This is a genomic window from Spirillospora sp. NPDC052269, from assembly GCF_040679435.1.
Taxonomy (GTDB): domain Bacteria; phylum Actinomycetota; class Actinomycetes; order Streptosporangiales; family Streptosporangiaceae; genus Spirillospora.
This window is the reverse complement of the sequence record NZ_JBFAUU010000017.1, coordinates 79,887-92,584: the sequence shown is the minus strand read 5'-3', so window position 1 is coordinate 92,584 and position 12,698 is coordinate 79,887. Positions and strand designations below refer to the sequence as shown.

General features: G+C 74.4%; 12 protein-coding genes. 3 read left to right on the top strand and 9 right to left on the bottom strand.

Annotated elements, in window-relative coordinates; all coding sequences use genetic code 11:
• Nucleotides 1–134: 134 nt before the first annotated feature.
• The 5 genes from AB0L06_RS32150 to AB0L06_RS32130 all read right to left on the bottom strand — a co-directional run bounded on the left by AB0L06_RS32150 (nt 135) and on the right by AB0L06_RS32130 (nt 4,812).
• Complete coding sequence (locus AB0L06_RS32150) at nt 135–989, bottom strand: hypothetical protein (RefSeq protein WP_500234896.1); 855 nt, start codon at nt 987–989, stop codon at nt 135–137.
• 74 nt (nt 990–1,063) lie between these two features.
• Nucleotides 1,064–1,657, bottom strand: a complete 594-nt coding sequence (locus AB0L06_RS32145; RefSeq protein ID WP_500234895.1) for a nucleotidyltransferase family protein — start codon at nt 1,655–1,657, stop codon at nt 1,064–1,066.
• Nucleotides 1,658–1,678: 21 nt separating this feature from the next.
• Complete coding sequence (locus AB0L06_RS32140; RefSeq protein WP_500234894.1) at nt 1,679–2,794, bottom strand: XdhC family protein; 1,116 nt, start codon at nt 2,792–2,794, stop codon at nt 1,679–1,681.
• Nucleotides 2,787–3,905 carry a vWA domain-containing protein gene (locus AB0L06_RS32135; protein WP_500234893.1) on the bottom strand — a complete coding sequence of 373 codons (1,119 nt, stop codon included), beginning with the start codon at nt 3,903–3,905 and terminating at the stop codon, nt 2,787–2,789. Before AB0L06_RS32135 ends, AB0L06_RS32140 begins: the two co-directional genes overlap by 8 nt.
• A 7-nt stretch (nt 3,906–3,912) precedes the next feature.
• On the bottom strand, nt 3,913–4,812 hold the full coding sequence (locus tag AB0L06_RS32130) for an AAA family ATPase (protein WP_500234892.1): 900 nt from the start codon (nt 4,810–4,812) through the stop codon (nt 3,913–3,915).
• A gap of 112 nt (nt 4,813–4,924) precedes the next feature.
• On the opposite strand from AB0L06_RS32130, the gene AB0L06_RS32125 reads away from it, so the two are divergent.
• The 3 genes from AB0L06_RS32125 to AB0L06_RS32115 all read left to right on the top strand — a co-directional run bounded on the left by AB0L06_RS32125 (nt 4,925) and on the right by AB0L06_RS32115 (nt 8,169).
• On the top strand, nt 4,925–6,043 hold the full coding sequence (locus AB0L06_RS32125) for a sulfite oxidase (RefSeq protein WP_500234891.1): 1,119 nt from the start codon (nt 4,925–4,927) through the stop codon (nt 6,041–6,043).
• A 64-nt stretch (nt 6,044–6,107) separates the two neighbouring features.
• Nucleotides 6,108–7,520, top strand: coding sequence for a selenium-binding protein SBP56-related protein (locus AB0L06_RS32120; RefSeq protein ID WP_500234890.1), 1,413 nt, complete (start codon nt 6,108–6,110; stop codon nt 7,518–7,520).
• Nucleotides 7,521–7,524: 4 nt separating this feature from the next.
• Nucleotides 7,525–8,169, top strand: a complete 645-nt coding sequence (locus tag AB0L06_RS32115; RefSeq protein WP_500234889.1) for a hypothetical protein — start codon at nt 7,525–7,527, stop codon at nt 8,167–8,169.
• Nucleotides 8,170–8,193: 24 nt separating this feature from the next.
• On the opposite strand, the gene AB0L06_RS32110 is transcribed toward AB0L06_RS32115, so the two are convergent.
• The 4 genes from AB0L06_RS32110 to AB0L06_RS32095 are packed head-to-tail and all read right to left on the bottom strand — an operon-like array spanning nt 8,194 to nt 12,696.
• Nucleotides 8,194–9,786 (bottom strand): PucR family transcriptional regulator, encoded by a 1,593-nt coding sequence (locus AB0L06_RS32110; protein ID WP_500234888.1) that lies wholly within the window; start codon nt 9,784–9,786, stop codon nt 8,194–8,196.
• Nucleotides 9,783–10,703 (bottom strand): serine hydrolase, encoded by a 921-nt coding sequence (locus AB0L06_RS32105; protein ID WP_500234887.1) that lies wholly within the window; start codon nt 10,701–10,703, stop codon nt 9,783–9,785. The genes AB0L06_RS32110 and AB0L06_RS32105 overlap by 4 nt, the downstream gene beginning before the upstream one ends.
• Nucleotides 10,700–11,806, bottom strand: a complete 1,107-nt coding sequence (gene menC / locus AB0L06_RS32100) for an o-succinylbenzoate synthase (RefSeq protein WP_500234886.1) — start codon at nt 11,804–11,806, stop codon at nt 10,700–10,702. The genes AB0L06_RS32105 and menC overlap by 4 nt, the downstream gene beginning before the upstream one ends.
• Nucleotides 11,803–12,696, bottom strand: a complete 894-nt coding sequence (locus tag AB0L06_RS32095; protein ID WP_500234885.1) for a GNAT family N-acetyltransferase — start codon at nt 12,694–12,696, stop codon at nt 11,803–11,805. Before AB0L06_RS32095 ends, menC begins: the two co-directional genes overlap by 4 nt.
• Between the last annotated feature and the right edge of the window lie 2 nt (nt 12,697–12,698).

The following is a 12,698-nucleotide window of genomic DNA, read 5'->3' as shown; positions in this document are numbered from 1 at the left end:
GGGCGTGGACCGAGCACGCCCGAAAGCGCGATCCATGAGCCGGGAACGGCGTCGTTCAACCGCCGGCGCTTGCGGGAGCGGCCATGTGCCCCTCCTTCAACCGGTCGTACCGGGCGCGCCGCGACGCGCCTCGGCTAGTACTGGCCGGGCTTGCCGAGCTCTTCCTCGGCGAGTTTCACGCCGAGGCGTTCGGCCAGGTCGAGGACGGCCTGGGCAGTGCGGCCGGCGAAGTCGATGCCCCCCAGCTCGCCGTCCGCGACGAAGACCAGGACGTCCGGGCCGCCGTAGACGATCGTGTACCGCTCGAGTTCGGCCCACGGCTCGAAGCCCAGCTCCGGCATCCGCTCGGCGATCCGGGCGCGCAGGTCGTCCTCGTCGCCGTCGATGATCTCCTCGTCGCGGATCCGCGTGGACCAGCCGAGCCTCCGGGGCAGCCGCTGGACGGCGAGCTGGAGGAAGAACTCCGAGACCGACCGCGCCTGGAGCACCCACCGCTCGTCGCCCACGCTGACCAGCACGCGCGGGTCGGGCTCGTGCGCCTCGGCCGCGAGGTAGCCCCACTCGTTGCAGTACTGGTGCTCGGCCAGGAACACGCACACGCGGCGGTCGGAGCCGGGGGCGACAAGGTCCGAGTCGTCCTGGAGCGGGCCCGGATCGCCGTTGGAGGACGGGTCGAACCGCACGAGCGGAAGGGTGAGCATGTTCGTGTCGTCGTACTGGTAGTACGAGTCGAGCGGCAGGTCCCACAACTCGAACACCGCGTCGGGGATGGGCGGCGTGTCGTCGTCCTCCAGGCCGTCCTCGTCGCCGGGCTCCCCGCTCAGCGCGCCGGCCGTCTCCTGCTCGTCCTCGGCCCCGCGGTCCCAGCGGTCCCAGTCGGGATCCACGGCGCAGCCCCACTCCTCGAAGAACTCGCGCAGGACGTGCCAGCGATTCGGCGCGGCCTTCAGTCGGTCCGCGAACGTCCCATAGTCAACGATCTTCGTCACGCGGGCATCGTAGAAGGACGGTCCGACATACCGCCCCCGAACGGATCATCAGCCGGACTCGGAACCTAGAGCGCCTAGGCGCCGCGGCGGACGAGGTAGGCGGCGAGGTCGGCCGGGGTGTCGATGTCGTCCGGGGACGCCACGCCGTCGCAGGGCACGGGCGTGATCAGGTCGGGGTTCGCGCGCAGGAACGGGCGCGCGCCCACGTCGCCCACGGCGGACGCGGCGACGGCGTCGAAGTGCTCGCGGGCGATGAGCACCGGGTTGCGCGGCCGTCCGCCGTAGGTGGCGACGGCGACGCGCGCGCCGTCCTCGTACGCGGCGAGCAGCCGGGACACCGCGGCGGACGTGACGCGCGGCTGGTCGACCAGGGCGATGACGGCCGCCGGGCACTCGGGCGGGAGCGCGGCGAGGCCCGCGCGCAGCGACGAGCCCATGCCCGACGCCCAGTCCGGGTTCGGCACGACGACCGCGCCGATCACCTCGACCGTGACCGCCCCGGCGACGACCACGACCGGCGCGCACCCGCCGTCGTGCAGGGTGCGGACGCCCCGGTCCACGAGGCGTTCGCCGTCCAGCTCCAGCAGGGCCTTGGGCCGGCCGAGCCGGCTGCCGCCGCCGGCGGCGAGCAGGACACCGGCGGGTGGTTGCGCTCCGTGCAGGGTCATCCCGGCAGGGTAGTCGCCGTTTCACGTTTCGCCGTGGATACGGCCCTGGGTGTCCGACAACGGACGGCCCGAACCGCCCCAGCGCAGCTGCACGAGCTCGGCCGCGATCGACACGGCGGTCTCCTCGGGCGTCCGCGCGCCGAGGTCCAGGCCGATGGGCGAACGCAGCCGCGACAGCTCCGCCTCGGTGAGACCGGCTTCGCGCAGGCGCGCGAGGCGGTCCTCGTGCGTGCGACGCGAACCCATCGCGCCCACGTATCCGGCGGGCGTGTGCAGCGCGATCTCCAGGAGCGGGACGTCGAACTTCGGGTCGTGGGTGAGGACGCAGATGGCCGTCCGCTCGTCCACGTCCGCCTCGTCCAGGAACTTGTGCGGCCACTTGACCACGACCTCGTCCGCGTCCGGGAAGCGCTTGGACGTCGCGAACACCGGACGCGCGTCGCACACCGTCACGTGGTATCCGAGGAACTTGCCGACGCGCGCGACGGCCGCGGCGAAGTCGATCGCGCCGAACACCAGCAGGCGCGGCGGCGGCGCGAAGCTCTGCACGAACACGGTCAGGTCGTCCAGCCGCCGCTCGCCCTCGGGCCCGTAGTGGCGCTGCCCGGTGAGGCCCTGCGCGAGCATCCCGCGCGCGTCGTCGTCGACGGCCGCGTCCAGCCGCGCCGCGTGCGCCTCCCCGGGCGCGAGCGACCCCGACGCGCCGTCCGGCCAGACGACGCGCCGCGCGCCGATCCGCCCGGGTCCCGCCACGACGGTCGCGAGGGCGACCGGACGGTGCTCCCGGATCGCGGCCACGACCTCGCCGAACTCCGGGAAGGACGCCGCGTCGACCGGCTCGACCAGGACGTCCAGGATCCCGCCGCAGGTCAGCCCCACCGCGAACGCGTCGTCGTCGCTCACCCCGTACCGCTGGACGACCGGCCGCCCCGACGCCACGACCTCCCGCGCCAGCTCGTACACCGCGCCCTCGACGCACCCGCCGGACACGCTGCCCGCCGCCTCGCCGTCCGCCGACACCGCCATGGCCGCGCCCGGCGGACGCGGCGCGCTGCGGAACGTCCCGACCACGGTGGCCAGGCCGAACGTCCGCCCGGACGCGTACCAGGAGGCGATGTCGTCGAGCACGTCACGCATGACCCGGGTCTCCGATCAGTCGGGCGAGTTCCTCCAGGGCGGCCAGGCTGTGCCCCGAGGTGAACGCGGAAAGGTGCGGGAGGGCGGCCGCCATCCCGGCGGCGAGCGGCGCGTACCCGGGGCGCGCCTTGTGCGGGTTCGCCCAGATCACCCGGTGCGCCAGCCGCGCAAGTCTGGCCATCTGCTCCCCGAGCAGCGTCGCGTCCCCGCGCTCCCAGCCGTCCGACGCGATGACGACCACCGCGCCGCGCGCCATCCCCCGCTGCCCGAACCGGTCGAGGAACTCCTTCAGCTCCTCGCCGAGCCGCGTGCCGCCGCTCCAGTCCGGGATCGCCGCCGCGACCGCCCGCATGGCCGCGTCCGGATCCCGCGTCCCCAGCTCCCGCGTCACCCGAGTGAGCCGCGTCCCCACGCCGAACGCCTCGACCCGCCGGGCCGCCGTCCCGGCGCGGACGGCGGCGTGCGCGAAGCGGAGAAGGGCGTCGGCGTAGGGGCTCATGGAACCGGACACGTCCACCAGCAGGACGAGGCGGCGGGGCCGCGTGCGCGGGGCGCGATGGCGCAGGACAGCCGGTTCGCCTCCATGGCGCAGCGCCTCGCGGACGGTCCGGGCGGGGTCGAGCCGTCCGCTGGACGCAGGGGTGAGGCGGCGCGACCGGCGGGGTTCGGCGGACGCTCCGAGGACGGCGATCAGCCGGTTGATCTCCGCGCGCTCGTCCGGCCCGAGGCGGGACACGTCCCGATGCCGCAGCACCTCCACCCCGCTCGCACTCGTGACGCTCGCGTCGGCCGGAGCGTCGCCATTGGACGGCGGGTCGGGCACAGGCGGCGCGACACGGACCGTCCGGACGACGGGCGGCGGGGTCCGGCGGGGCCCCGGGACGGCCGTCCTGCCGGAGAAGTACGCGACGAAACAGCGGTCGTAGCGCGGGAGGTCCTCGGGGTCGGCGCACAGCGTGAGGCGCCCGGCCCAGTACACGTCGCGCGGGTCGAGCACGTCGAGGTGGTCGAGCGCGGTCAGCATCGCCTGCACCCGTTCGGGATCGGCGCGTCCGCCCGCGGCGCGCACCGTCCGCGCGAACCCGACGACCGTCTCGACCACATCACGCACGACGGCGTCACCCCCCGTCGAAGAGGGCGGCGAGGCCGCGGTCGCGGTCCTCCCGGTACTTCAGGACGGCGCCGAGGGTGAGCGCGGCGGCGTCCGGGTCCAGGTCGCGGACGCCGAGCGCGACCAGCGCCTCGGTCCAGTCGAGGGACTCCGCGACACCGGGCGGTTTCAGCAGGTCGGCGGCGCGCAGGGCGGCGGCGGCGCGCGCGACCTGCCCGGCGAGGCGGCCCGCCGCGTCCGGCAGGCGGCGGCGGATGATGGCGACCTCGCGGTCGTAGGACGGGTGCTCGAGCCAGTGGTACAGGCAGCGGCGCTTCAGCGCGTCGTGCACCTCGCGCGTGCGGTTGGACGTGACGACCACGACGGGCGGCGTCTCGGCGCGGATCGTGCCGAGCTCGGGCACCGAGATCGTGAAGTCGCTCAGCACCTCCAGCAGGAACGCCTCGAACTCGTCGTCGGCGCGGTCGACCTCGTCCACCAGCAGGACCGACGGGCTGGTCTCCAGCGCCCGCAGCAGCGGCCGGGCCAGCAGGAACCGCCGGTCGTACAGCTCGCCCTCGAGCCGGGCCGCGTCGGTCGCCCCGGCGGCCTCGGCGGCGCGCAGGTGCAGGATCTGCCGGGGGAAGTCCCAGTCGTAGAGGGCCTGCGAGGCGTCCAGGCCCTCGTAGCACTGGAGCCGGATCAGCGGCGCGCCGAGCACCCGCGCCAGGGTCTTGGCCAGCTCGGTCTTGCCGACCCCGGCCTCGCCCTCCAGGAACAGCGGGCGGCCCATGCGCAGCGCGAGGAAGCACGCCGTGGCGAGGCCGTCGTCGCACAGGTAGGCGTGCTCGTCGAGCAGCTCCGCGAGCGCGCCGGGCGACGCCGGAAGGACTCCCGCCGGACGCGGCGGAGGGATGCTGTGCGCCACGCCACACAGCCTATCCGGCAGGCCACATCCCCCACCCGGGCGAGAACCCGGACATCCGCGCCCACGCCAGGCGGGCGAAGGCCGGACCGGCGCCCTCTGGTTGAATGATCCGGTGCGCAACGACGCGGACGGCCCCGCTCACGGAATCCTGAAGCCCCTGCCGCAGGAGCTGTTCATCACGCGCGACACGAACGCGGAGATGCGCTGGGAGTCCATGGCCGGGCAGGGCCTGATCACCCCCACGGACAGGTTCTTCGTCCGGAACCACGTGATCACGCCCCGGATCGACGAGCGGACGTGGCGGCTCAAGCTGTGGGGCGCCGGCCTGGACGGCTCCCCCACCGAGGACGCCCCCTTCGAGCTCACCTACGAGCAACTCCTGGGCATGCCCGCCCGGACGATCACGACCGCGATCGAATGCACCGGAACCGGCCGTTCGTTCTTCCGGACCCAGCAGGACGAGCAGGTGACCGGGACGCCCTGGACGCTCGGCGGGATCGGCGTCGCGAGCTGGCGCGGCGTGCCGCTCGCGGACGTCCTGCGCCGCGCGGGCCTGTCCCCCGCCGCCGTCGACCTGCTCCCGCGCGGCCTCGACCCCGACTTCGTCGACGAGGGCGAGAACATGGGCCGCGTCCGGCGTCCGCTGCCGGTCGCCAAGGCCCTCGACGACGTCCTGGTCGCCTACGAGATGAACGGCGAGCCGCTGTTGCCCGACCACGGGTTCCCGGCGCGGCTGGTCGTCCCGCACTGGGTCGGCATCGCGTCCATCAAGTGGCTCGGCGACATCGAGGTCGCCGACCACGCGCTGACGTCCCCCTGGAACACCCGCTACTACCGGATGTTCGGGCCGGACCTCCCGCCCGAGGGCGGCGCGCCGCTCACCACGATGAACGTCAAGAGCGCGTTCGAGCTCCCGCTCCCCGCCACGCTCGACGGCGCGGCCGGACGCGAGGTCACGCTCACCGGACGGTCCTGGTCCGGCACCGGACGCGTCGAGCGCGTCGAGGTCAGCACCGACGGCGGCGCGCACTGGCAGGCCGTCCAACTGCACGGCGACCCCGACGCGTGGGCGCTCTGGTCGCTGCGATGGCGTCCGCCCGCGCCCGGACGGTACGAGCTGCTCGCCCGCGCCACCGACGACACCGGCCACACCCAGCCGGACGCGGAACCCCCGAACGACAACGGTTACCTGTTCGGCGCGGTCGTGCGCCACCCGGTGACTGTGACCTGAACCGGCCCTTGGCGAAACGGGGCGCTTCGAGCGAGGATCGGGGGGACCCCGTTGAGGAGCCGCCATGCCGTTGTGGAAGCCGGACCCCACCTTCTACGCCTCCCCGCGCGACGCGGTCTCCGCCCCTCCCGAGAAGCTCGCCTACGTGGCGGCGTTCGACCCGACCTCCCAGGGGCCGGACGCCGTCCTGGTCCTCGACGCCGACCCGGACTCCGCCGCCTACGGCTCGGTCGTCGGGCGCACGGACCTGCCCCACACCGGCGACGAGCTGCACCACATGGGGTGGAACGCCTGCAGCAGCGCCCTGTGCCCGTACGCCCCGCACCCGCACGTCGAACGCCGCTACCTGGTCGTCCCCGGCCTCCGGTCGTCCCGGATGTACTTCGTCGACGTCAAGAAGGACCCGACCTCGCCCGAGATCGCCAAGATCCTCGAGCCGGACGAGCTGGCCAAACGCGCCGGGTACTCCCGCCCCCACACCGTCCACTGCGGGCCCGAGGGCCTGTACGTCGCGTCCCTCGGCGGAGCGAACGGCAACGACGGACCGGGCGGGATCGCGCTGCTCGACCACGACTCGTTCGACGTGCTCGGACGCTGGGAGGTCGACCGCGGGCCGCAGCACCTCGCCTATGACGCCTGGTGGCACATCGCGCACGACGTGCTCGTGACATCCGAGTGGGGCACGCCGTCCATGATCGAGGACGGCGTGGTCGGCGAGCTGCTCCTCGGACGCAAGTACGGCCACGCGCTCCACTTCTGGGACATGCGCAAGCGCCGCCACGTCCAGCGGGTCGACCTCGGCGACCAGCACCAGATGGCGTTGGAACTGCGTCCCGCGCACGACCCGACCAAGCAGTACGGCTTCGTGAACACCGTGGTCAGCGTCGAGGACCTGTCGTCCTCCATCTGGGTCTGGCACCGCGAGAACGGCTCGAAGGACGGCCCCTGGACGGCCACCAAGATCATCACCATCCCGGCCGAGCCCGCGCCCGCGGACGCGCTGCCGCCGGTGATCCAGCCGTTCGGGGCCGTCCCGCCGCTGGTCACCGACATCGACCTGTCCGTCGACGACCGCTGGCTGTACGTGTCGTGCTGGGGCACCGGCGAGCTGAAGCGGTACGACGTGTCCGACCCGTTCCACCCGGTCGAGGCCGGGTCGGTGCGGATCGGCGGCATCGTGAACCGCACGCCGCACCCGACCGCGCCGGACGTCCCGCTCTCCGGCGGCCCGCAGATGGTCGAGGTCAGCCGCGACGGCCGCCGCGTCTACGTGACCAACTCCCTGTACCGGTCCTGGGACGACCAGTTCTATCCGGACGGCGTCGGCGCGTGGATGGCCAAACTCGACTCGTCCGACGCCGGATTCGGCTTCGACCCGCGCTTCTTCCCGAACGGCGACGACTTCGGCGGGCTGCGCGTCCACCAGACCCGGCTCCAGGGCGGCGACGCCTCGTCCGACTCCTACTGCTACCCGTGACCCGGTGACGGACGGGTCGCTGGCGGCGCTGGTCGCCCTCGGGGCGTTCCACGGCCTCAACCCCGCGATGGGCTGGCTGTTCGCGGTGGCGCGCGGCCTCCAGGAACGCAGCCGGAAGCGGGTCCTGGAAGCGCTGCCCGCCATCGCCGCCGGGCACGCCGCGTCCGTCGGAGCCGTGGCGCTGCTGGTCACGCTCACCCGGTCGGTCGTCGCCGCCCAGGTCGTCGCGGTCGTCGGCGGCGTCGCGCTGGTCGGGTTCGGCCTGTGGCGGCTGCTGTCCAAGCGGCACTTCCGCTGGGTCGGCATGCGGCTGTCGCTGCCGCAGCTCGCGGGCTGGTCGTTCCTGATGTCGTCCGCGCACGGCGCCGGGCTCATGCTGATCCCGGTCATCACCGCGTCCGGGTCCGCTCACGCCCTCACCGGCGCGCACGCGCACGGACTCGGCCACGCGGCGGGCAGCGCGGTCTCCGCCGCCGTCTTCGTCACCGGCGTCCACACCCTCGCCATGTTCGTCACGGCCGGGATCATCGCGCTGCTGGTCTACGACGTCCTCGGGCTGACCGTCCTGCGCCGCGCCTGGCTCGACCTGGACCGCGTCTGGGCCGTCGCCCTCGTCGGCGCCGGAGCCTTCGCCCTCGCCACCGCCTGAACCGGGGACGGGGTCAGTGTCGTGTCACGGGGGCGTCAGGCGGAGTTGGAGCATGGCCTCGAATCGGGCGTCGGGGTCGGTGAGGTCCAGGCCGGACACCTCGGTGAGGCGTTTGAGGCGGTAGCGGAAGGTGTTGGGGTGGACGTGGACGGCCGCGGCGGCGGTGGGGACGTCGCCGAAGGTGTCGAGCCAGGCGGCGAGCGTCCCGGTGAGGGCGGTGTGGTGTTCGGCGTCGTACGCGCGGAGGCGGACGACGGGACCGTCGGGGATGTCGTCCTCGCCGGCCATGCGGCCGGCCAGGTCCGCCATGAGGGAGGCGACGTACACGTCGGTGAGACGGGCGGCGCGGGCGTGGGCGCGTCCCTGGCGCAGGACGCGCAGGGCGCGGTCGGCGTCATGGCGGGATCGCGGCAGGTGCGCGGGACGGACGGCGACCCGGCCGATCCCGATGACGGCCGGGACGCGGGTGCCGACGCGGGCGAGGAAGGCGTCGGCGACGCGAAGGGCGGGTTCGTCCGTCGCGGTGGGCAGGATCGCGTAGGTGACGCCGCCCAGGGAGGCGGTCGCGGTGCGCGGGTGGATCGCGGCCAGGTGGAGGGCGAGGGCGTCGGAGACGCGTTCACCGGCGGCGACCCGTTCGGGCGCGGACGACTCCCCGGTGATCGCGAGGGCGAGGACGCAGGCGGGCTGTGCGGTCAGGCCGAGGCGCGCGGCGGCCTCGGAGGCGTTCGCGCCCCCTTCCAGGACGGTGGCGAGCAGGTCGGCGCGCAGGCGCCGTTCGACGTCCTGGCCCGCGCGGCGGCGCAGCAGGTGCAGGGCGACCACACGGGCGGCCTCGGTGAGGGACCGCTCGCGGTCGGGGGTGAGCGGCCGGTCGACGACGACCCAGATCGAGCCGAGGATCTCCCCTCCCGCGCGGACGGCGATGGCGACGCGGGGCTTCTCGGCGACGCCTTCGACGTAGACGGGACGGTCGCTGCGGTAGAGGGAGTGGAACGCCCCGCGTTCCTCGAGCGCGCGGAGCTTGTCGGCGGGCACCTGGCGGTCGAGGATCGTGGCGATGCGGGCCTGGTCGCCCTCGTCCTGGCGGCTGGAGAAGGCCAGGACCCTGCCGTTGCGGTCCTCGACGGTGACGGGGCCGTCGAGGAGGGCGGCGATGGCGTTGGCCAGGGCGAACAGGTCGGTGGCGGGCGGCCCGTCGTGGTCGTCGGACGGGCCGGGGTCGTCCACGCCGATCTCGTCCACGGCCAGCAGCGACCTCAGCAGGGCGGCGACCTGGGCCCAGGAGGCGCCCGGGGTGAGGCCGAGGACGGTGACGCCGGTGCGGGCGGCGGCGTCGCGGACGGCGTCGTCGACCGCGACCGGCGAGCGGACGATGATCGCGGCGGCGTCCAGGTCGGCGGCCCGCGCGACGAGCGCCGCGACGGGTCCGGCGCCGTGGACGCCGACGCCCAGCACCACGGCCCCGGGCAGGCGGACGGGTTCGTCGTGGGGGTCGTGGATCAGGACGCCGGCGACCGGGCGCGCCGGGTCCGGGTCGCCGGCCGCGACCTCGACCAGGGTGGATCCCAGGTCGGCGAGGATGCGGCCGAGGACGGCGGCGGGCGGAGTGGTCATGCCGTCAAGGTAGGCGATCGCAGCGCGTCCACCGCGATGCGGGCGACGGTCCCGATGACGCGGTCGGCCTCGGGGTGGCGCAGGTCGGGGCGGGTGGACCGGGTGAAGACGGCGACCGCGTGGCGCCCGCCGTCCGGGGCCTGGACGACCCCCGCCTCGTTGCGCCAGCCGGGCAGCGTGCCGGTCTTGCCCGCTACGCGGTAGTCGTCGCCGAAGCCGGAGGAGAGGCGGTGGGGCCAGATCTGCCGGGCCATGACGGCGCGCACCTCGGCGCACGCCCCGGGTGGCCCGGCCTCGTCCCGCCAGATCTGGGCGAGCAGTTCGGCGATGTCGCGGGCGGTGCCGCGGGTGGTGCGCCCGGGGTCGCAGACCGACAGCTCGTCCAGCCGGGCCGGGGTGAGCGCGGCCATGAGGGCCTCGGCGTCGGCGAGCGAGGCCGCCCCGAGCTCGGCGGTGAGGGACGCGAGCAGGTCGGCGCAGCCGCCGACCAGATGGGTGCGGGTGCGGCCGAGCCCGGTGAGCGTGGCGTTGACCGCGTCCGTCCCGACCTGGTCGAGGACGACGTCGGTCGCGGCGTTGTCGCTCATGGTCAGCATCATCAGGACCAGGTCGCGCAGGCTCATCTCGACGGGGTCGGCGCAGCCGGAGGTGCCGATGCCGCCGTCGCGGAACCGGGGTTCCACCGCGTGCCGGCCGGTGGGGTCGAGGCGTCCGGCGGCGGCCTGGCGGGCGTATTCGAGCGCGATCGGGATCTTGAAGACGGACGCGAGGACGACCGGGGCGTCGGGGTCGACGCCGACGGCGCGGTCGCCGTCGACGTCGCGCGCGAAGCAGAATCCCCGGACGCCCGCCTCGGTGAACGCGGCGCGCATGCGGGCCTCGGCCGCCTCCATCGTGGGCGGGGCGGCGGCGGTCACCCGGTGATCCATTCGGTGGAGACGGTGACCTCGGCGAGCCGCTCGGGAACGGGCTCGACGCCGAGGCCCGGACCGGTCGGGACGCGCAGGTGGCCGTCCTCGAGGACGAACGGCTCGGTGATGTCGGTGCGGTAGTAGCGGTCGGACGCCGAGGTGTCGCCGGGGAGGGTGAAGCCGGGGAGGGCGGCCAGGGCGACGTTGGCGGCGCGGCCGAGGCCGGTCTCCAGCATCCCGCCGCACCACACCGGGACGCCGTGCGCCGCGCAGACGTCGTGGATGCGGCGGGCCTCGAGGTAGCCGCCGACGCGGCCGGGCTTGATGTTGACGACCGAGCAGGCGCCGAGCGCGATCGCGTCCGCGGCCGCGCGGGCGGACACGATGGACTCGTCCAGGCAGATCGGGGTGCGGACGGTGGCGGCGAGGCGGGCGTGGCCGCGCAGGTCCTCCTCGTCCAGGGGCTGCTCGATGAGCAGCAGCCCGAACTCGTCCAGGCGGGCCAGGTGGGCGGCGTCGCCGACCGTGTAGGCGGTGTTGGCGTCGACCTGGAGCGGCACCGCGTCGCCGAAGCGCTCGCGGACGGCGGCGACGGGCTCGATGTCCCAGCCCGGTTCGATCTTCAGCTTGATCCGCCGGTAGCCCTCGGCGAGGTAGCCCTCGACCGCGTCGAGCAGCGCGGGGATCGAGTCCATGATGCCGACCGAGACGCCCGCCGGGACGCGGTCGGCGGTGGCGCCGAGCCAGGCGCCGAAGGACACCGACCGCGAGCGGAGCCAGGCGTCCAGGACGGCCGCCTCCAGGCCGCCCTTGGCCATGCGGTGGCCCTTGACGTGGGCGAGCGCGGGCGCCACGCGCCACGGGTCGAGGTCGGGGCAGGCCATCAGGGCGGGGATGAGATGGCCGCGGAGCACGTCGATCGCGCCGTCGGTGTACTCCGAGGAGTAGACCGGGTCGGCCATGGTGACGCACTCGCCGTAGCCCTCGCCCTCACCGGTCTCCACCCTGACCAGCAGGAGCTCCCTGGTGGTCTGGGTTCCGAACGAGGTGCGGAACGGCGAGACCAGCGGCATCGCGATCCGGCGCAACTCCACTCCGGCGAGCTTCATGAACAGGTCCTTTCTTCGCGTTCGATTACGTACCAGCCGTCCCGGGCGAAGCCGGTGACGGCCGCGCCCTCGGCCATCAGGCCACCGAGGGTGTCGCGGACGGCGCGCCGCCACTCCCGGGCGACGGCGGGGGCGGAGGTCCGCATGGCCTCCATGTCGGACGGGATCCGGACGAGGACGGTCGCGCCGTCGAGCCGTCCCGCGGCGGGACGGCCGTCCGGCTTGGCGTCGAGCGCGACGACCGGGCGCGGCCCCGCGTCCGGGACGTGCGGACGCCCTTCGCAGGCGGCGGCCGCGCGCGGACTCGCCAGATCCCAATGGACGAGGACGCGGTCGGTCTCGTCGCCCCCGTTGACCTCGTCCTGCATGGCGCCGTAGAAGTCGGTCAGGTACTCGACCGGCACCGCGCCGAGCTTGGCCAGGTTGAAGTAGGCGTTGCGGCTGATCAGCGGGTCGAAGGTCCAGCTGACCGTGGTGATGCCGTGGTACAGCGCCCACGCGCGCTGGTGCAGTTTGAGGGTGTACCCGGTGCTGCGGCCCCGGGAGTGTCCCTCGACGCCGGCGATGTGGGAGTGCAGCCCCTGAGCGGCCAGCAGCCCGACGCAGGTCGCGACCATGCGGTCGCCGTCGTAGGCGCCGACGACGTAGCCGCCCGCGTGCGCGATCACGCGCATCAGCTCGGGGGTGATGAGCGGGCTCCCGGCGGGGGGCCGCCACACGCGGTCGATGAGCGCCGCCGCCTGGGCCAGCTCGGGAAGCTCGGCCAGCTCCCTGACCCGGACGCCGGCGGCGTCGGCGGCCCGGTGGGCGGCGCGATGCGCGGCCCGGCGGACGGCTTGGGAGACCTCCTCGTCCCCTCCGGGTTCGCCTGTTCCGGGTCGGTCAGCCATCT